The following is a 17,940-nucleotide window of genomic DNA, read 5'->3' on the forward strand; positions in this document are numbered from 1 at the left end:
GAGGTGAATGACGGATGGAAGCTTCCGCTACGAACACAGCATCAACAACAACGACGACAGCCGCTGCTGAGCAGATGAAGAAAAAGCTAGGGATGGACAAGGACGACTTTCTCAAGCTCTTCGTTACCCAATTGCAGCACCAGGACCCGCTGGCACCGCAGGATGCCTCTGCCATGCTGCAACAGTTGAGCCAGTTGACCCAGGTTGAGCAGGCCTACAACACCACCGCAACCCTGGAAAAATTACTGACATCACAGAACAGCAGCCTGGCCATGGGCGCGGTTTCACTGATCGGCAAGCAGGTGACTGCCGATAGCGACCAAATCGGCTTTAACGGCTCGGAAAGCACAACAGCAAGCTATCAGACCGCTACGACGTTGACCGGAGCCAAGCTGGCCATTACCAACAGCTCCGGGCAGGTGGTGCGAACCATCGATCTCGGCACCGTAAATCCGGGTACCTCGACCTACCAGTGGGATGGCAAGGACGACCAGGGCAATCTGCAGCCCGCCGGTACCTATACGTTTGCGGTCAACGGCACCAACCCGCTGGGGAAGCAGCAGCAGGCCGCCACCGCGACGACCGGTAAGGCTGACGGCGTATCGTTCCTGAACGGTGTCGCCTACGTGTCCATGGGACCGGTCGTGATCCCCTTCAGCACTGTCGTATCCGTCAAGGAATCATGAGCGGCGTTGATCAGATATTTCTGCCCAACCCGCTGCAGCCGGCAACCGCAGCGAATCAGCCGGCCCGGCAGCAGCCGGCGAAAGCGGCCGGCGAAAGTCCCTTTGCCCGGATGCTGGAGCAGACCCAGGGGGTCAGATTTTCACAGCATGCCCAGGATCGCCTGAGGGCTCGCAACATCACCTTCAGCCAAGACCAGCTGCAGCAGTTGGCCGGTGCCGTGAACAGCGTGGCACAGAAAGGCGGCCGGGAATCGCTGGTGATGATGGGCGATGCGGCGCTGGTGGTCAGTATCAGCAACCGCACGGTCGTCACTGCCATGGACCGTGCGCAGATGAAAGGCAACGTATTTACCAACATTGATTCGGCAGTAGTTATCTAACCAACCCAAAACGGGGCCGGCCCTCTTGAGGAAGCCCCGGAGATGCCGACCGACTGACGCATCTCCACCCACACAACAGGAGGCACAACCAATGAGTATCACCTCAGCAATGTTCACCGGCGTATCCGGTCTGCTGGCCAACGCCGAAGGTATCAACGTTATCGGTAATAACCTTTCCAACGTCAACACCGTTGGCTTCAAGTACGGTCGCATGCTGTTTTCCGACATGCTTTCGGCGGATATCGGCAATAACTCGCAGATCGGCCGCGGCACCATGATTCAGAAAGTGGATAACATTTTCGGACAGGGGTCCTTCGAGTCGACGGAAGTGACCTCCGATCTTGCAATCCAGGGAAACAGTTTCTTTGCTCTCGGTAAACCGGGCGAAACAGCGGCCGTCAATACGGAAGATGCCTTTCTGACTCGTGCCGGCGCCTTCCGGGCGAACAGCGACTACAACCTGGTGAACCCGGACGGATATGTTCTGCTCGAAGCCAACGGCGGTGAACCGATCAAGTTTCTCTACACCGATGGTGCCACGGCGGGCGACTTCGTCAAGGTCACCGCGATTGACAGCCAAGGCGTCATTACCTACGTTGACGTCAATGGCGCCGCCTACTACTACAATGGAAACGGCGGTGCCGCCCTGGCGGCAACATCGGCCAACTACGCAACCGCGCTTGCCAACGGCGCCATCGCGGTGGTCAATCCGCCCAACCCGGGGGGGCTGACCAAGGTTGGAGGTACCCTGTTCCAGGTGACGTCGGAGGCCGGGGTGCCCACCGGTGCCTTCACCGCTGCGGATAACACCGCTAACGGCACGTCGGAGAAACTGTTCTCCAACTCCCTCGAGCAAAGTAACGTGGACATGGCTGCCCAGTTCGTGAAGATGATTCTGACCCAGCGGGCCTATTCGGCCAACTCCAAAACCATTACCACGGCAGATGAAATGACTCAGGAAGTGCTGAACCTGAAGCGGTAGTTCGTAAAGCCCGGAAAAATTCCGCACAAAACGGGGGGCTCTGGGCCTCCCGTTTTTCGTCAATAGTTGCAAAATCCATGATTTCGTTATACATAGTACGGCACATGTAACAGGGAATCTGAGTACGTTCTCCGGAGGAGCAGATGGCAAAGGAAGATCAGACGGGCGCCGAAGCACCGGCAGACGGTGATGGCAAGAAGAAGTTGTTCATTATTATCGGCGCAGTCGCGCTGGTGCTGATCATCGGCGGTGTTGCAGCTTTCATGATGATGGGCTCGGGAGACAAGAAGAAGGAAGGCGACAAGGCCGCGGTCGACGCCAATGGCGCACCAGCCGCCGCGGCACCGGCAAGCGGTGGCGGGCATGGCGGCGCCCCTGCTGCTGGTGTCTCGACGGTCTTTTCTCTGGAGCCGTTCATTGTTAACATCTACGATGGTCAGGAACTGCGCTACCTGAAAGTCAAAATCGAAATGGAAATGGCGAATCCGGCGGTTAAGGCCGAGCTGGAAGGGCGTCTTGCCGCCATCCGCGATGCCATACTGGTGCTGTTGACCACCAAGACGCTGCAGGATGTGCAGGACGTGCAGGGTAAAAATCAGTTGCGCGAAGAGATCCTGGCTGCGATCAGCAAGATCGTGGCCCAGGGTAAGGTCACCAAGGTGTATTTTACCGATTTTGTCGTGCAGTAACGGTACGTCATGGAGAAAATCCTCACCAAAGCCGAAATTGAAGCGCTGCTGAATGCGGTCTTCGAAGGCAGGATCGAGCCGGAGAAGGAGCTTGCCAAGGCAGAGGGCAGCGCCGTCAACTATGACCTCTTCAATACCGAGGCATACCGGGGGTTCGTGCCGAACCTCGATATCGTGTACGATGGCTATATCCGTTACAGCCGGATCACACTGTCGAACCGCCTGCGTAAATCGGTTGAAATCAAGAAGGTCGGGGCTAAATCCTACAAGTTCGACGACTTCATCCAGACCCTGCCGACACCGGTCTGCATGGCCATCTTCAAGCTGGAGCCGCTCAAGGGGGCGGCGCTTTTGGCCATGGACAGTTCGATGGCCTTTGCCATCATCGACAGCGTACTTGGCGGCACCAGCCGTACCGCCCTGAATCCGAACCGCCTGTTTACCAACCTGGAACTGAAGCTGGTCGAGAAGGTCGTCATCGATATTCTGGCCGACCTTGAAAAGGCCTGGCTGCCGCTCTATCCCGCCAAGGTGAACCTGCTGCGCATGGAGATGAACCCCCGCCTGGTGACGATCGTGCCGCCGGAGTACCAGGTCGTGACCATGATGGTCAAGGTCCAGATCGAAGAGACACCGGGTACCATGATTTTCACGGTCCCGATCATGACCATCGAGCCGATCAGGGACAAGCTGAAGGAGGGGATGCAGTTTGACCTGATGGCCATTGATCCGCAATGGTCCTTCAGGCTTTCATCCGAGATTCTGGACGCACCGCTGGAGATGTCGGTGGAACTGGGTAATGCGAATATTTCGTTGCGTGAGCTGCTCGACCTGGCGGTGGGTGACACCATCATGCTCGACAAGCCCAGCACCAGCGAGCTGGTCGTCAAGGTGGAGGGGGTGCCCAAGTTTCAGGGAGTCCCGGGTATCCGTCACGGAAACAAGGCATTTCAGATAAGCAGCATTTTGGCCGACAAGGGGACAATAAAGTGAATGAAAAACCGGAAACAGCAGCGGTAGAGACTGATCAGGAGCGGAAAAATCTTGAATTTATTCTCGATATCCCCCTCCAGGTTACCGTGGAACTGGGACGCACCAAGCTGCTGGTGAAGGATGTTCTGCAACTGAACCAGGGGGCCGTGATCGAACTGACCAAGCTCGCCGGGGAGCCGCTCGATATTTTTGTCAACTCCAAGTTGGTTGCCAGGGGTGAGGCAGTCGTGGTCAACGAAAAGTTCGGCGTGCGCCTGGTGGATATTGTCAGTCCCAATGAACGGGTGGAGAAAATTTTGTGAAGCAGTGTACCGTCTCCGGAGCGGTGACGGTTTTGCTGCCTGCTGTGGCGTGGGGAATGGGCACGAGCCCGCCAACCGATAGTTTCAGCCTGCTTTCCAGCCTGTTCCAGATGGGAGCGGCACTGGTGCTGGTCCTCGGTTTGATTCTGCTGGTCTACTACGGAGCGACACGGCTCATGCACCGGGTGCCGGCCCTTCGTCCCGGCAGCCGGTACATCAGAGTCATCGAGGTACGGCCGCTGGAGCCCCGCAAATCTCTGATCCTGGTGGAGGTCGGCGGTGAGTACCTGTTGCTGGCCAGTAGCGATGGCAACCTGTCGCTGGTCAAGCAGGTCGCCATGCTCGAAGAAGGTGACATCATCGAGGATTCAAACGTAAAACTCCCCTTTGCAACGGTTTTCAAGCGATTCAAATCCGGTTCCGGCGCTCCGGAGCCCCCCCCACGGACTGTCTGATGGCTTCAAAGCTTTTCCCATATCGACTGACGGGCATTCTGCTGCCGGCGCTCCTGCTGGTGGCCTGGGCTGGGCAGGCCCTTGCCGAGCCGGTTCCCCTGCCATCGCTTAATATCGGCGTCGGTACGGCAAGCACGCCCGGACAGGTGTCAACCACCATCCAGATTTTCCTGCTGCTGACGGTTCTGTCCCTGGCTCCCAGTTTGTTGATCATGACCACCTCCTTCACCCGCATCGTGGTCGTGCTTTCCTTTCTGCGTACCGCCATGGGGACCCAGCAGGCACCCTCCAACCAGATCATTCTGGCCTTGGCCATGTTCCTGACCTTCTTTATCATGACGCCGGTCTGGCAGCAGATCAACAAGGATGCCTACCAGCCCTACCGGGCCGGAACCATTTCCCAAGACCAGGCCTTTGAGCGCGCGGTGAAGCCGCTCCGCACCTTCATGCTCTCCCAGACACGTGAGAAGGATCTGGCGTTGTTCGTCAGTCTTTCCAAGCAGGCACGACCGAAAAATGCCGACGACATTCCGACGTTGACCATTATTCCGGCCTTCATGATATCGGAACTGCGTACCGCTTTTCAGATCGGCTTCCTGATCTATATCCCCTTTATCGTGGTGGATATGGTGGTTGCCTCCGTGCTGATGTCCATGGGTATGATGATGTTGCCGCCGGTCATGATTTCTCTGCCGTTCAAGATCCTGCTGTTCGTACTGGTTGACGGCTGGGGACTGGTGATCGGCTCGCTGGTAAAGAGCTTCGGCTAAAAAGGTGGAACCATGACTCCCGAACTCGTTGTCCAGATCGCCCGGCGCACCTTTGAAACCACCCTGCTGCTCGCCTCACCCCTGCTGTTGTTCAGCCTCGTCGTGGGACTTGCCATCAGCGTCTTTCAGGCCGTCACGTCCATCAACGAAGCGACGCTCTCCTTTGCTCCCAAGATCATCGCGGTCATGGTGGCGGTTATCATCTTCTTTCCCTGGATGATGAGCTACATGACTGACTTTACCCGGGAGATCTACGGACTGATCGCGCTGATGCGGCGTTAGGTCCATGTTTCCCTTCGCTTCCCCCCTGCCGACCCCGTCGGATATATTTCTGTTCGCTCTCGTTCTGTGCCGTATCGGCGGCTTGTTTGCCGCCATGCCGCTCATTGGCGGCCGCCGGGTTCCCACCCGGATCAAGGTGGCGGTGGTTTTCGGCATCACCATTGTCTGTATGCCGATCCTGCGGCTTACACCGCCGGCGGTACCCGCCGATGTTTTCACCATGGGGCTGCTGGTGCTGCAGGAGGTGCTGATCGGACTCACCCTTGGTTTCATTACCCAGATCATCTTTGGCGCCGTTGAGTTCTGCGGTCAGATCGTCGGCATGCAGATGGGTTTCAGCATTGCCCAGGTCATTGACCCCGCCCAGGGGGCACAGACCCAGATCATGTCAGTCATGCAGCTGCTGCTGGCCTCTCTGTTGTTCCTGTCATTGAACATTCATCACCTGTTCATCGGTGCCATCGTCGACAGCTTCCGGGTGATTCCGCTGGGGGGATGGCAGATGAGCGAGGCCCTGATCCGCTTCCTGGTCAAGGCGTCGTCAGAGCTGCTGATGCTGGGCATCCGGCTGGCGGCGCCGGTGATGGTGACCTTGCTGTTGACCAGTGTCGTGCTGGGAGTCATGGCGCGGTCCTTTCCCCAGATGAACGTCTTCATGGTCAGCTTTCCCCTGAATATCGGTCTTGGATTCATGGTGCTGGGAGCGACGCTTCTGCTGTTTTTTCACGTGCTGGAGGTGTCCTTCGGCCAGTTGAAGGAGCAGATCGACACCGTCTTCCGGTTGATGGCAAAGGGGGGATGATCCCTGGCTGACGAGGATAAACATTCCAAGACAGAACAGCCGACCAGTCACAAGTTGGAGGAGGCGAGAAAGAAGGGGGCTCCCCCCACCTCGCAGATGATGACGCAGGGGTTTACCCTGCTTGCCGGCATGACCGCTCTCTACCTCTTTGGCGGCTACCTGCTGTCCGGCCTGAAAACCACGGTTGTGTCGGTGTACGGCCAGATCGGCAGTTTTGAACTGACCCCGGAGAATGTCCACACGCTGTTCATCAAAACAGCGGGTACGATTGTCCTGCTGTTGCTGCCCATCATTGCCATCGTCATGCTCACCGGCGTGGTATCACACGTGGTGCAGGACAATGGCCGCTTCGACCTGCAATGGAGCCGGCTGTCCTTCAATCCCAACAAGCTGAATCCGCTCAGCGGCTTCAAAAAATTGTTCAACAAGGATGCGCTGGTCGAAATCTTCAAGTCGCTGCTCAAGATTTTCATCATCGGCTGGATCGCCTACCGGGTCATGCAGGATGAGCTGCAGAATCTGATGCATCTGGCGGAGTCGGATATCCCCGGCATTCTGGCCTACGCCGGACATGTCGCCTTCAGAATCGTCACCCATACCTGCGGCATCATGCTGTTGATTGCTTTGCTGGATATGGCGTATGTCAAGTGGCGTTACATCGAAAACCTGAAGATGACCAAGCAGGAGGTGAAGGATGAGCACAAAAACCAGGAAGGGGACCCCAAGATCAAGGGAAAGATCAGGAACCTGCAGTACCAGGCCGCCCGCCGTCGCCTGACCGCCATCATTCCCACCGCCGATGTCATCATCACCAACCCGACCCACTATGCCGTCGCTCTCAAGTACGACCGCGCCACCATGATGGCTCCCGTGGTCATCGCCAAGGGAGCTGACGAAATGGCGCAGGCCATCAAGGCGCTGGGCCGTGAGCATAAGATCACGCTGGTGGAAAACCGTTTCCTGGCGCGCGAGCTGTTCGATCAGGTGGCGGAGAACCACGAAATACCGGAGTCGCTCTACGCGGCAGTTGCCGAAGTGCTTGCCTATGTCTACCGCCTGAAGGGAACGCTCTGACCGGATGCGCTGCGGTACCCCTGTGGATACCGTGTCCGAGTCCCTACGGCTCCCTCTCCCCGGTCGCCCCCCCCATTCCTTCTGCAGATACTGCTGGTGTCATAATTCAGACAATGTCAAAATATCGACAACGCTTGGGCGGGGAAGCGTGACATTGTTTTGGCGGGATGCGCGGATTCTCAGGCTTTTGAGGCTGTTTTTGTCGAGGTGTGACGGCACGGAACCTGCATTGTCTCTCGTTTGTCAAACATTCGACAGCACCGCATAGCAGCGGTATGTAGCGGATTAGTCAGGGGACGGCATGGCAGGAGAAAGCTCCGTACAGGCATTGGAACTCACCAACTTCAGAAAACACTCCGACATCTACGTCGCGGTGGGGATCATCGGTATCCTCGCGCTGATGATCATTCCGCTGCCGGCAGTGGTTCTGGACATATTTCTGGCAGCGAACATCACCATCGCGCTGGCAATTTTGCTGGTCTGTCTCTATACGCGCAATCCACTGGAATTCTCAGTGTTCCCGTCGGTACTCCTGGTAACGACGCTCTTCCGGTTGGCGCTGAACGTTGCCGGTACCCGCCTGATCCTCTTGCACGGCCGTGAGGGGACCGATGCCGCCGGCGCGGTCATCAAGGCATTCGGCTCCTTTGTCGTTGGCGGCAACTACGTGGTCGGCGCGGTCATGTTCCTGATTCTGGTGGTCATCAACTTCGTGGTCATCACCAAGGGCGCGGGGCGTGTCGCCGAGGTGGCGGCCCGCTTTACCCTGGATGCGCTGCCCGGCAAGCAGATGGCGATCGATGCCGATCTTTCCGCCGGCTACCTGTCGGAGAAGGAAGCCCGCAAGCGCCGCGAAAACATACGACGGGAAGCCGACTTCTACGGCGCCATGGACGGTGCCAGCAAGTTCGTGCGCGGTGATGCCGTTGCCGGCATCCTGATCATGCTGATCAACATCTTCGGCGGCCTGATCATTGGTATCTGGCAGCAGGGGTTGGCCCTTGACGTGGCGCTGGCCAACTACACCCTGCTGACCATCGGCGAGGGGCTGGTGGCCCAGATTCCGGCGCTGATCATCTCCACCGCCGCCGGCGTGATCGTCACCCGTACCGCTGACGAAAATAATTTCGGCCATGAGCTGACCGGACAGTTTCTCAACTATCCCAAGGCATTTTATGTCGCTTCCGGGGTCATGTTTTTGTTTGCCCTGATTCCGGGCCTTCCCCATTTCGCCTTCTTCCTGCTTTCCGCCGTTGCCTGGATGGTGGGGCGGATGTCCCGGGAGATGGCGCAGGTGGTTGAGGAGGAGGCCGCCGCCGCGGAGGCCGCCGGCGCGGAAGAGGCCATTGACCAGGCCTCCGCCATCAGGCCCCTCGATACCCTTGAGCTTGAGGTCGGCTACGGACTAGTGCCGATGGTGGATGCCTCCCAGGATGGGGAGCTGCTGGAGCGTATCCGCTCCATCCGTCGTCAGTTCGCCCAGAAAATGGGCTTTGTCGTACCGCCGATCCATATCCACGACAACCTGCAGTTGAAACCCTATGAGTACAACATCCTGATTCGTGGTGCCCGTGTCGGCGGCAGCGAGCTGACCGGCCAGTACTTGGCCATGGATTCCGGCTCGGTTGTTGCCCAGATTTCCGGGCCCTCCGCAAAGGAGCCGGTCTTTGGCCTGCCGGCAGTCTGGATACGGGGCGAGGAACGCGAGCAGGCCCAGGTGAACGGCTACACCGTGGTGGACAGCACCACGGTCATCGCCACCCATATCAGCGAAACCATCCGGCGCCATGCCCATGAACTGGTGGGCCGCCAGGAGATGCAGCAGCTATTGGACAATGTGGCGGTCTCCGCTCCCAAGGTGGTGGACGAACTGATTCCGGGGCAGCTCAGCCTGGGGGCCGTGCTGCGGGTAGTCAAAAGTCTGCTCAAGGAAGGAATTTCCATCCGGGATCTGCGGACGGTGCTTGAAACGCTGGCCGATTACGCCGGCCTCACCAAGGATCCGGACGTGCTGACGGAATTTGTCCGACAGGGATTGGGGCGGTTCATCGTCGATCAGTTCAAGGTGGAGGATGAGACGCTCTACCTGGTGACGTTGGACCGCGTGGTTGAAGATATGGTGGCCGAGGCGATTCAGCCGTCCGACCAGGGCAGTTTCCTCGCCATGGAGCCGGCCGTTGCCCAGCAGATCATTAACGGGGTCCGCACCACGGTTGACCGGTTTGGTCTCTATGGTGCCCAGCCGGTGGTGCTGGCCTCGCCCACCATCCGCCGGCATGTCAAGAAGTTGATCGAGCGCTTCCTGCCCCACGTGGCGGTGCTGTCCCACAATGAGATACCCCAGAATATCAAAATACAGTCGTTAGGAGTGGTGAGCGTCAATGCTGGTTAAAACATTTCAGGCTCCAACCATGGCCGAAGCGTTGCGTCTGGTTAAAGCGGAACTGGGCCCGGACGCCATGATCCTTTCCACCAAAAAGGAGCAGATCGGCGGTATTCTCGGATTTTTCAGCAAGCAGGTGGTCAAGGTGACGGCGGCGATCGACCCGCAGCGGCCGGCTCCCTCGCCGCCACCGCCACCGAAGGAACGGCCCGAACGGGAGCGGACCGCCAAGGAGGAGTTCGAGAATTCCATGCTGGGTCCCCTGGCCCGGGAGCTGAAAGAGCTGCGGGAACGGGTGGAAATGCTGGCGCGCAAGGACGAAGCCGGGCGAAACGCCGCTTCTCCACCCAGCGCCGAGGTTCAGCAGCGTCCCGAAGCGGATGCTGCCCTTAACCTGAACAACATCCCCCGCCAGGATATCGAGGAGATCAAGAAGCTGCTCCTGAACACACTGGTAAAAAGTCAGGAGGGGGGCGTCAAGACGGTGCAGTGGCCCGACGCCCGGACCGACGAGGGAGGATCGCGTGGCGGGGCGGAGCCTGATGAGGCGATTTCGCCGCTGCAACAGGAGCTGGAGCGGCAGGGAATTTCGCCGGAGATCAAACAGAAGATCCTGGAAACCATGCAGTCGCTGCCGGTTGACCAGTCGGAGCAGTCGCTGAAGGGGCGGCTGGGCCAGGCCTTTGGCCGTCTGATCAAATTTGCCGGCCTGCTGCGTCTGAAAAAGAACGCGCCGCGCATCATCGCTCTGGTGGGCCCCACCGGCGTGGGCAAGACCACCACCACTGCGAAGCTGGCGGCCATGTACGCCCTGAACCGGGGGAACAAGGTCGCCCTGATCACCATGGACATCTTCCGGGTCGGCGCCGTGGAACAGCTGAAGACCTACAGCAGGATCATGGGTATTCCGCTGGAGGTGGCTTCCACGGCAAAAGAACTGGAAAAGGCGATCAAGCAGCACAGCCAGTCCGACCTGATCCTGATCGATACCGCCGGGCGCAGCCACAAGGATTCCGAGAAGCTGGAAGAGATGAAGAGCTTTCTGGAGAATACCGTTCAGCCGGATATTTTCCTGTGCCTTTCCGCCACCACCAAGGACCGGGAGCTGGAAGAGATACTTAACCGCTTCAGCATATTACCGATTAGTAAAGTGGTGTTTACCAAGGTTGACGAATGCGAAAGCATCGGCTGCATCATCAACCTGCTGCTCAAGACCAATCTGCAGCTTGCCTATTTTACCAATGGCCAACGGGTGCCGGAGGATATCGAGGTTGCCACCTCTGACAAGCTGGCTGAACTGATGCTGAGGGAGGGTGCCGAATGAGCGCGGTCAACAGAACCGGCGATCAGGCGGACACGCTCCGCCAGATGGCCCGCACGGCGAAAAAGAACGAACAGGCCGGCACCGATGCCGCCCGGATTGCCGGCGGACAGGGGATCAGGGTTATTGCGGTCACCAGCGGCAAGGGGGGGGTCGGCAAGAGTAACGTCGTCGCCAACCTTGCCATGGCACTGGCGGCAAAGGGGAAGCGTATCCTGATCATCGACGCCGACCTCGGCGTCGGCAACATGGATGTGCTGCTGGGGCTCTCGCCCCAGTACAACCTGAACCATGTACTGTCCGGCGAGAAGATGCTCTCTGAAATCATCATCGACGTGACGCCGAACATCAAGCTCATCCCGGCCGGTTCGGGGGTGCAGGAGTATACCAGTCTCGGCCAGCACGAAAAGATGAAGCTCCTTGACGAGCTGGACATGCTGGACGAGGCCTTCGATATCATGTTCATCGATACGGAGGCCGGTATTTCAGAAAACGTCACCTACTTCACGGTGGCGGCCCAGGAAATACTGGTGGTGGTCACGCCGGAGCCGACCTCGATCACCGACGCCTATGCCTTGATCAAGCTGTTGGCCACCCGTTACTCCGAGCACCATTTCAAGGTGCTGGTCAACATGGCGCGGGACAGCGAAGATGCCCTGGAGGTCTTCAGAAAACTGGCGAATGTGGCGGGGCGGTTCCTGGACATTTCCCTGGACTACCTCGGATGTGTGGTGCGAGACGAGCGGCTGATCGATGCGGTGAAAAAGCAGAAAGCGGTTTTCGAACTGCATGCCGACTCGGACGCCGCCAACTGCTTTGCCACCCTGGCCTCCAGAGTCCTTGAAAACAGCCGCCAGGCGAGGCTCAAGGGGAATATCCAGTTCTTCTTCCGCAGATACCTTGAAGGGCCCGGAACAGGCGGCCTATGAGCAGGCTCAAGGCGTATGAAGAGCAGGCGGGAGAGCGGAGCTGGCATCAACGGGAAACACTGATACTGCAGCATCTTCCGCTGGTCAAATATCTGGTGAACCGCATGTCCGCCCAGCTGCCCGCCCATCTGGACAGCCAGGATCTGGCCAGCGCGGCGGTCGTCGGTCTGGTGAACGCCGCCGACCGGTTTGACAGCAGCCGGGGAGTACAGTTCAAGACCTTCGCCGAGCAGCATATCCGGGGTGCAATTCTGGATGAGCTGCGCGCCTGCGACAGCATGAGCAGGACCATGCGCGACAAGTGCAAAGCGGTGGAACGGGAGATGCGCAGTCTTGAACAACAGCTGGGGCGGACGCCCACCGGTCGCGAGGTGGCGGAAAGCCTGCAGATCAGCATGGATGACTACTACCGTCTCCTGGACGACATCCATGAGCATAGCTTCATCAGCCTCGACGACAGCTGGGATGACGACGAGGGGCATCCCGTGAGCATCGCCGATGTGCTGCGTGACGACGATGATAAAGGACCGCAGCAGCAGGCCATGAACCGGCAGCTGGTGGAAGTATTGGGGGCGGCGATCGAGGCGTTGCCCGAACGGGAGCGGCTGGTGGTGACCCTCTACTATTATGAAGAGATGAATCTCAAAGAGATCGGCGCGGTCCTGCACCTGACCGAATCGAGGATCTGCCAGATACTGAGCCAGTCGATGGTTCGGCTGCGCAGCAAGATGAAGTTTTTCCGTCCGTGAAAGGAGTGCTGCAATGAACAGCGGCATGTATTCGGCCCTGTCAGGGAATCTGGCAGCCATGAAGCGACTTGATGTCATCACTTCCAACCTGGCCAATGTAGGAACCAGCGGATTCAAGCAGGACCGCATCGTGTTCGACAGTCTGCTGGCCGGTGACCGGAACCCGCCGGCAGTGCCGGAGAATCAGACCGCTGACCCAGTGCTGCTGGGGGATCGCATGATCACCGATTTCAGCGCCGGCTCCCTGCGTCAGACCGGAAACGTGCTGGATGTCGCCATCCAGGGGGACGGCTTTTTCGCCGTGACCACGCCGGACGGGACCGCCTATACCCGCCAGGGGAACTTCCGGCTGGCCGGCGACGGGACGCTGATCACGGCCAGCGGCTATCCGGTCCAATCGCAGACGGGGCAGCCGATCGTGATCAACATTGCCGCGCAGGAGCTTGGCGGTAAGCCGGTGGTGGACAGCCAGGGGAACATCACCCTGAACAATGAGGCGGTCGCCTCGCTGGGAATTTTCGATTTCCCCAAGCCGTATCAGCTTACCAAGACAGCGGGTACGCTCTTTGTTGCCGGTAACCAGAATATGGCGCCCCAACCGGTGGGACCGATGACCACCGTGGTGCAGGGGGCGCTGGAAGAGTCCAATGTTGATGCCGTATCATCCATGGTACAGATGATCGAGGCCAGCAGGTACTTCGAGAGCTGCCAGAAGGTGATCCGCAGCTATGACGATATGGCATCCAAAGCGGTCAACGAACTGGCCAGAGTTTAACCGAAGGGAGTAACCAACCATGATGAGATCCTTGTGGACCGCAGCGTCCGGTATGAATTCGCAGTCCCAGAATATCAACGTTATCGCCAACAACTTGGCCAACGTCAATACCACGGGATTCAAGAAAAGCCGGCCAGATTTTCAGGACCTGATGTACCAGACGGTGCAGAATCCCGGTTCGCCGGCTACCAACGCCAACCAGATTCCCACCGGCATCCAGTTCGGCATGGGCTCCAAGCTGGCCGCCGTTTCCAAGCAGTTTACACCCGGCGACTTTCAGCATACCGGTGGGCAGCTCGATATGGCCATTGAAGGGGACGGCTTCTTCCAGATTCAGATGCCGGATGGCACGACCTCCTATACGCGGGCGGGCGCCTTCAAGATGGACAGCAACGGCAGGGTGGTGACGCCGGAGGGGTATCCGATGCTGCCGGAGCTGGTCATCCCCAACAATTCTACCAAGATCACCATCGGTACCGACGGTACCGTTTCGGTGGTGCAGGCAGGACAGACGACCCCCTCCACGGTGGGCAATATCCAGCTGGCAAACTTCAACAACCCTGCCGGTCTTTCCTCCATGGGCAGGAACTTCTATCAGCAGACCGAGGCATCGGGTAACCCCACCACCGGTACGCCGGGGCAGAATGCCCTGGGGACCATCGGCCAGGGGTTTCTGGAGATGAGTAACGTCAGCGTGGCGGAAGAGATGGTCAACATGATCGTGGGACAGCGCGCCTATGAAGCCAATTCCAAGGCGATCTCCACCTCGGACGAGATGCTGCAGCTGGCCAACAACCTCAAGCGCTGATGCTGCAACCTGACCGGCGTTTCATAGGGGTGCTGCTGGTACTGTTCATACTGGTCGTTCCCGGCTTGGTTGCTGCAGCCCAGGTGCCGCTTCCGGAGAAGGAAATCCGGACAGCGGTGAACAGTTTTCTGGAAAGCCGGCTTGCCGATCGGGGATGGCAGACCATCATCCGCCAGTTGAGTGTCCCCCAAGGCCATACGGTTCCCAAGGGCGCGCGCGACTACGAGGTGATTGCGCCCGCGAGCTGGCCCGGCTGGGGGGCGGTAAGCCTTGCCGTGGTAGTGCGGGTGGGCGGCGTGGTGGAAAAAAATCTGCCGGTACGCCTGGTGGTGGATGCCCAGACCGAAATGGTGGTGGCAACCCGACAGCTGCTCTCCGGTACCGTCCTCGGCGCCGATGATGTGGCGTTGCGGGTGCAGGATCTGGCTCTTGCCGGGGGACACCATATCAAAACCATCGCCGATGCAGTGGGCCGCAAAACCCGTGTGACCGTGCGTGCGGGCTATCCGGTGCGGAATGATCAACTGGTGACCGTACCGGTTGTTGTCAGCGGGCAGTTGGTGACGATCGTGCTGGAGCGTCCGGGGCTCCGGATCACCGTGGCCGGCCGGGCCAAGAGCTCGGGCGGGGTCGGGGACCTGATCAGGGTGGAGAATCTCTCTTCGCGCAAGGAAATTCCGGCGCGGGTGGTGGATGCCTCCACGGTGGAAGTCGGGTTCTGACGTGGAGAATCAAATGATGAAGCGAGTGCTTATAGCAACAAGTACCCTGTTCCTGCTGGCGGGATGCGCCGCCCAGCAAACCGAGGTGGTAACCCCCAGCTTTGACCAGCAGATCCGTCAGCCCGCCCCCAGTTACGCCAATGGCTCCATCTGGCAGGCAGCCAGCATTTCGCTGACGGATGACGGCAAGGCCCGGCGTTTGGGCGATATCGTGACGATCGTGATCGTGGAGACCGCCAGCGCCAGCAAAGAGGCCTCCACGGCCACCAGCCGCTCATCGGAACTGCAGGCCGGTATTCCGAATTTCATGGGGCTGGAGGGGTCAAAAATCATCACCAGTAACTTTGCCGACCTGAAAAATCTGATCAATGCCAATGCCGGTTCGAGCTTCGACGGCAGCGGCTCCACCAGCCGCAAGGAGACCCTGACCGCCACCATCACCGCCAAGGTGGTGGATGTGCTCTCCAACGGCAACCTCAAGATTGAGGGACGACGCAACGTCAAGGTGAACCACGAAGAGCAGATTGTGACGGTTCGGGGGACGATCCGGCCCCGCGACATCACGCCTGAGAACACGATCAACTCCATCTATGTGGCAGATGCACAGATCAGTTATTCAGGCGAGGGGATCATTTCCGATCGCCAGAAACCGGGCTGGTTGATGAACGTTATCGATCGGATCTGGCCGTTCTAACGACGAAGCGCCCGTTATCCGTTGCCCGGCTTTCTTCTCCGCCACCTGCCTGCCCGTGAAGGCATCCCTCCCCGTCGAGCCGTCCGGCACGGAACCGTTCGTTTCGTACCATGTGCGAGGTAGCAACGATGAAAAAAATCATTTGTATATGTCTGGTACTGCTGGGATGTGCCATGTCGGCGGATGCTGCACGCGTCAAGGATATCGCCTCCTTTGACGGGGTACGGGACAACCAGCTGGTGGGGTATGGCCTCGTCGTTGGCCTGAACGGCTCCGGCGACAGCGACCAGACCAAGTTTCCGGTGCAGTCACTGGTCAATATGCTGGAAAAGATGGGCGTGACGGTCAATCGTAACGACGTCAAAGTAAAGAACGTCGCCGCGGTGATGGTGACCACGACACTGCCTCCCTTTGCCAAGCAGGGGAGCAAACTGGATGTGCTGGTTTCCTCCCTGGGTGACGCCAAGACCATTGCCGGCGGCACCCTGATCATGACTCCCCTCAGGGGGGCCGATAATCAGGTGTACGCCGTGGCGCAGGGGTCGGTCCTGACCAACTCCTTCGCATTCGGTGGCCAGGGGGCCAGCATCAGCAAAAACCACCCCACGGCCGGCCGGATCGCCGGTGGTGGGTTGGTGGAGCGTGAGCTGCCCAACGTGCTCAGCGGTAAGTCCAGTCTGCGGCTGAATCTTGCCCAGTCGGACTTCACCACCGCATCCCGCATGGTTGCGGCGATCAACAAGCAGTTTGCGGGCAGCGCGGCAAGTGCCGATGCCGGCTCGGTGGTGGTGCGGATACCGGACGAGTATGCGGCCCGTCCCATCGATTTCATCGCGCAGGTGGAGAACATCGAAGTCGTGCAGGATGCGCCGGCCCGCGTGGTGGTGAACGAGCGGACCGGCACCATCGTCATGGGCGACCGTGTCAAGATATCTGGCGTGGCGATCTCCCACGGCAATCTGGGGCTCACCATCAAGGAAACCCCCAAGGTATCGCAGCCAAATCCCCTGGCCAGGGGAGGGGAAACGGTCGTTGTGCCAGACACCAGCATGAAGGTGCAGGAAGAGGTGCGACGCCTGACGATCATGCCCGACGCCAACACCATCGGCGATGTGGTGCGGGGGTTGAACCTGCTGGGTGTGACGCCCCGGGATCTGATTTCGATCCTGCAGGCGATCAAGGCCGCCGGCGCACTGCAGGCCGAACTGGTCATCATTTAGAGCGGACTGAAGAAATCGTCACGAAATGCCGATAGGATACTCATCATGGATAGTCCGGTAACCATAGCCCCCGATCTGGTGGTGCAGGATCAGAAGGCGGAACAGCTCGCGAGGCGGGCCGCGTCCGCTCGGGAACCGCTCACTGCAGCCAAGCGTCAGGAGCTGAAAAAGATCTCCCGTGATTTTGAGGCGATGTTCACCGGCATGATGCTCAAGGCGATGCGGTCCACAGTGCCGGAAGATAAGCTGACCGGCGGTGGCAAGGCAGAAGAAACCTACCGCTATCTGCTGGATCAGGAGTATGCAACGACAGCAGCGCAGCGAGGCGGAGCGGGATCTCTGGCCGCCATGGTGGAGAAGGAGTTGCTCAAGCGCTATGAAGAACCTTCACTGCGCCCCGCCACGCGTACGGATGGTGACGGACAGTGAGCGACGCGCTGCAGGAAATGACGGCAGCCCTTGAACGGCAGCTTGCGGTCTGTGCGCAGCTGCAGCTGCTGCTGCAGAGCGAACAAGAGGCTATCAGCAGTCTGGATACCGCCCGCATGGAACAGATCAATGCCGGCAAGGAAGAGGTGATGCAGCGTCAGAAGCGGACAGCCGATGAGTTGCGGAGCGTGCTGGATCGCTTGGCCCGACAGTACGGGCTGCCCGGCGGGAGTACGCTCGGTGCGGTGCTGGCTGCCGCCCCCAGAGAAGCGGCGCGGCCACTGTATTCGCTGCAGCAGCAACTGCAGGAAGTCGGTATGGCACTGCAGGCGTTGGCTGAGCAGAATCGGGCCATGCTGGAGCGTTTTCTGGGAACCGTCAACGACTCGCTGGGCTTTCTGAGCCGCATTCTGAACAGCTCCAGCATGTATGGTGCCAACGGTGCGTACCGTACCGAGCAGACCGGTGCCATGATTGTGAATCGGGAGGCATGAG

At 59.1% G+C, this 17,940-nt stretch carries 22 protein-coding genes; all 22 read left to right on the forward strand.

Features of this window, described 5'->3' with window-relative positions:
* Positions 1-14 precede the first annotated feature (14 nt).
* The 22 genes from RAK07_RS00840 (at position 15) to RAK07_RS00945 (ending at position 17,939) form a co-directional block, all read left to right on the forward strand.
* A complete protein-coding gene (locus tag RAK07_RS00840) occupies positions 15-686 on the forward strand; it encodes a flagellar hook assembly protein FlgD (protein ID WP_305730967.1) in 672 nt (223 codons plus the stop codon).
* On the forward strand, positions 683-1,066 hold the full coding sequence (locus RAK07_RS00845; RefSeq protein ID WP_305730968.1) for a TIGR02530 family flagellar biosynthesis protein: 384 nt from the start codon (positions 683-685) through the stop codon (positions 1,064-1,066). The genes RAK07_RS00840 and RAK07_RS00845 overlap by 4 nt, the downstream gene beginning before the upstream one ends.
* A 91-nt stretch (positions 1,067-1,157) precedes the next feature.
* A complete protein-coding gene (locus RAK07_RS00850) occupies positions 1,158-2,048 on the forward strand; it encodes a flagellar hook-basal body protein (protein ID WP_305730969.1) in 891 nt (296 codons plus the stop codon).
* 143 nt (positions 2,049-2,191) lie between these two features.
* On the forward strand, positions 2,192-2,737 hold the full coding sequence (locus tag RAK07_RS00855) for a flagellar basal body-associated FliL family protein (protein ID WP_305730970.1): 546 nt from the start codon (positions 2,192-2,194) through the stop codon (positions 2,735-2,737).
* Between the two features lie 9 nt (positions 2,738-2,746).
* Entirely contained in the window at positions 2,747-3,730 is a 984-nt protein-coding gene (fliM, locus tag RAK07_RS00860; protein ID WP_305730971.1) for a flagellar motor switch protein FliM, read from the forward strand.
* Positions 3,727-4,032 carry a flagellar motor switch protein FliN gene (fliN, locus tag RAK07_RS00865; protein WP_305730972.1) on the forward strand — a complete coding sequence of 102 codons (306 nt, stop codon included), beginning with the start codon at positions 3,727-3,729 and terminating at the stop codon, positions 4,030-4,032. Before fliM ends, fliN begins: the two co-directional genes overlap by 4 nt.
* Entirely contained in the window at positions 4,029-4,487 is a 459-nt protein-coding gene (fliO, locus tag RAK07_RS00870) for a flagellar biosynthetic protein FliO (RefSeq protein ID WP_305730973.1), read from the forward strand. Before fliN ends, fliO begins: the two co-directional genes overlap by 4 nt.
* Positions 4,487-5,257 (forward strand): flagellar type III secretion system pore protein FliP, encoded by a 771-nt coding sequence (fliP, locus tag RAK07_RS00875; protein ID WP_305730974.1) that lies wholly within the window; start codon positions 4,487-4,489, stop codon positions 5,255-5,257. Before fliO ends, fliP begins: the two co-directional genes overlap by 1 nt.
* Positions 5,258-5,269: 12 nt before the next feature.
* Complete coding sequence (gene fliQ / locus RAK07_RS00880) at positions 5,270-5,539, forward strand: flagellar biosynthesis protein FliQ (protein ID WP_305730975.1); 270 nt, start codon at positions 5,270-5,272, stop codon at positions 5,537-5,539.
* A 4-nt stretch (positions 5,540-5,543) separates the two neighbouring features.
* Positions 5,544-6,341 carry a flagellar biosynthetic protein FliR gene (gene fliR, locus RAK07_RS00885; protein WP_305730976.1) on the forward strand — a complete coding sequence of 266 codons (798 nt, stop codon included), beginning with the start codon at positions 5,544-5,546 and terminating at the stop codon, positions 6,339-6,341.
* Positions 6,342-6,344: 3 nt separating this feature from the next.
* Complete coding sequence (gene flhB, locus RAK07_RS00890) at positions 6,345-7,415, forward strand: flagellar biosynthesis protein FlhB (RefSeq protein WP_305733456.1); 1,071 nt, start codon at positions 6,345-6,347, stop codon at positions 7,413-7,415.
* A 301-nt stretch (positions 7,416-7,716) separates the two neighbouring features.
* Positions 7,717-9,807 carry a flagellar biosynthesis protein FlhA gene (gene flhA / locus RAK07_RS00895; RefSeq protein WP_305730977.1) on the forward strand — a complete coding sequence of 697 codons (2,091 nt, stop codon included), beginning with the start codon at positions 7,717-7,719 and terminating at the stop codon, positions 9,805-9,807.
* Positions 9,797-11,122 carry a flagellar biosynthesis GTPase FlhF gene (flhF, locus tag RAK07_RS00900; RefSeq protein WP_305730978.1) on the forward strand — a complete coding sequence of 442 codons (1,326 nt, stop codon included), beginning with the start codon at positions 9,797-9,799 and terminating at the stop codon, positions 11,120-11,122. Before flhA ends, flhF begins: the two co-directional genes overlap by 11 nt.
* Positions 11,119-12,048 carry a MinD/ParA family protein gene (locus RAK07_RS00905; protein ID WP_305730979.1) on the forward strand — a complete coding sequence of 310 codons (930 nt, stop codon included), beginning with the start codon at positions 11,119-11,121 and terminating at the stop codon, positions 12,046-12,048. Before flhF ends, RAK07_RS00905 begins: the two co-directional genes overlap by 4 nt.
* Positions 12,045-12,797, forward strand: a complete 753-nt coding sequence (locus RAK07_RS00910) for a FliA/WhiG family RNA polymerase sigma factor (RefSeq protein ID WP_305730980.1) — start codon at positions 12,045-12,047, stop codon at positions 12,795-12,797. The genes RAK07_RS00905 and RAK07_RS00910 overlap by 4 nt, the downstream gene beginning before the upstream one ends.
* A gap of 13 nt (positions 12,798-12,810) precedes the next feature.
* Positions 12,811-13,572: a flagellar basal-body rod protein FlgF gene (flgF, locus tag RAK07_RS00915; protein WP_305730981.1), complete on the forward strand. Its 762-nt coding sequence runs from the start codon at positions 12,811-12,813 to the stop codon at positions 13,570-13,572.
* A gap of 19 nt (positions 13,573-13,591) precedes the next feature.
* Positions 13,592-14,380, forward strand: a complete 789-nt coding sequence (gene flgG / locus RAK07_RS00920; RefSeq protein WP_305730982.1) for a flagellar basal-body rod protein FlgG — start codon at positions 13,592-13,594, stop codon at positions 14,378-14,380.
* The gene (flgA, locus tag RAK07_RS00925) at positions 14,380-15,102 is read left to right on the forward strand and encodes a flagellar basal body P-ring formation chaperone FlgA (RefSeq protein WP_305730983.1); all 723 of its coding nucleotides are present in this window, start codon (positions 14,380-14,382) and stop codon (positions 15,100-15,102) included. Before flgG ends, flgA begins: the two co-directional genes overlap by 1 nt.
* Before the next feature lie 16 nt (positions 15,103-15,118).
* Positions 15,119-15,796, forward strand: coding sequence for a flagellar basal body L-ring protein FlgH (locus RAK07_RS00930; RefSeq protein ID WP_305730984.1), 678 nt, complete (start codon positions 15,119-15,121; stop codon positions 15,794-15,796).
* A gap of 128 nt (positions 15,797-15,924) precedes the next feature.
* Positions 15,925-17,016, forward strand: coding sequence for a flagellar basal body P-ring protein FlgI (locus tag RAK07_RS00935; RefSeq protein WP_305730985.1), 1,092 nt, complete (start codon positions 15,925-15,927; stop codon positions 17,014-17,016).
* A gap of 45 nt (positions 17,017-17,061) precedes the next feature.
* The gene (locus tag RAK07_RS00940; protein WP_305730986.1) at positions 17,062-17,445 is read left to right on the forward strand and encodes a rod-binding protein; all 384 of its coding nucleotides are present in this window, start codon (positions 17,062-17,064) and stop codon (positions 17,443-17,445) included.
* Entirely contained in the window at positions 17,442-17,939 is a 498-nt protein-coding gene (locus tag RAK07_RS00945) for a flagellar protein FlgN (protein WP_305730987.1), read from the forward strand. The genes RAK07_RS00940 and RAK07_RS00945 overlap by 4 nt, the downstream gene beginning before the upstream one ends.
* The last annotated feature ends 1 nt before the right edge of the window (position 17,940 follow it).

This window comes from Trichlorobacter ammonificans (assembly GCF_933509905.1).
GTDB classification, from domain to species: Bacteria; Desulfobacterota; Desulfuromonadia; order Geobacterales; family Pseudopelobacteraceae; genus Trichlorobacter; species Trichlorobacter ammonificans.

Coding starts and splice junctions, on each gene's coding strand:
- RAK07_RS00840 (WP_305730967.1), top strand. CDS start 15: ATGGAAGCTTCCGCTACGAACACAGCATCAACAACAACGACGACAGCC.
- RAK07_RS00845 (WP_305730968.1), top strand. CDS start 683: ATGAGCGGCGTTGATCAGATATTTCTGCCCAACCCGCTGCAGCCGGCA.
- RAK07_RS00850 (WP_305730969.1), top strand. CDS start 1,158: ATGAGTATCACCTCAGCAATGTTCACCGGCGTATCCGGTCTGCTGGCC.
- RAK07_RS00855 (WP_305730970.1), top strand. CDS start 2,192: ATGGCAAAGGAAGATCAGACGGGCGCCGAAGCACCGGCAGACGGTGAT.
- fliM (WP_305730971.1), top strand. CDS start 2,747: ATGGAGAAAATCCTCACCAAAGCCGAAATTGAAGCGCTGCTGAATGCG.
- fliP (WP_305730974.1), top strand. CDS start 4,487: ATGGCTTCAAAGCTTTTCCCATATCGACTGACGGGCATTCTGCTGCCG.
- fliQ (WP_305730975.1), top strand. CDS start 5,270: ATGACTCCCGAACTCGTTGTCCAGATCGCCCGGCGCACCTTTGAAACC.
- fliR (WP_305730976.1), top strand. CDS start 5,544: ATGTTTCCCTTCGCTTCCCCCCTGCCGACCCCGTCGGATATATTTCTG.
- flhA (WP_305730977.1), top strand. CDS start 7,717: ATGGCAGGAGAAAGCTCCGTACAGGCATTGGAACTCACCAACTTCAGA.
- flhF (WP_305730978.1), top strand. CDS start 9,797: ATGCTGGTTAAAACATTTCAGGCTCCAACCATGGCCGAAGCGTTGCGT.
- RAK07_RS00905 (WP_305730979.1), top strand. CDS start 11,119: ATGAGCGCGGTCAACAGAACCGGCGATCAGGCGGACACGCTCCGCCAG.
- RAK07_RS00910 (WP_305730980.1), top strand. CDS start 12,045: ATGAGCAGGCTCAAGGCGTATGAAGAGCAGGCGGGAGAGCGGAGCTGG.
- flgF (WP_305730981.1), top strand. CDS start 12,811: ATGAACAGCGGCATGTATTCGGCCCTGTCAGGGAATCTGGCAGCCATG.
- flgG (WP_305730982.1), top strand. CDS start 13,592: ATGATGAGATCCTTGTGGACCGCAGCGTCCGGTATGAATTCGCAGTCC.
- flgA (WP_305730983.1), top strand. CDS start 14,380: ATGCTGCAACCTGACCGGCGTTTCATAGGGGTGCTGCTGGTACTGTTC.
- RAK07_RS00930 (WP_305730984.1), top strand. CDS start 15,119: ATGAAGCGAGTGCTTATAGCAACAAGTACCCTGTTCCTGCTGGCGGGA.
- RAK07_RS00935 (WP_305730985.1), top strand. CDS start 15,925: ATGAAAAAAATCATTTGTATATGTCTGGTACTGCTGGGATGTGCCATG.
- RAK07_RS00940 (WP_305730986.1), top strand. CDS start 17,062: ATGGATAGTCCGGTAACCATAGCCCCCGATCTGGTGGTGCAGGATCAG.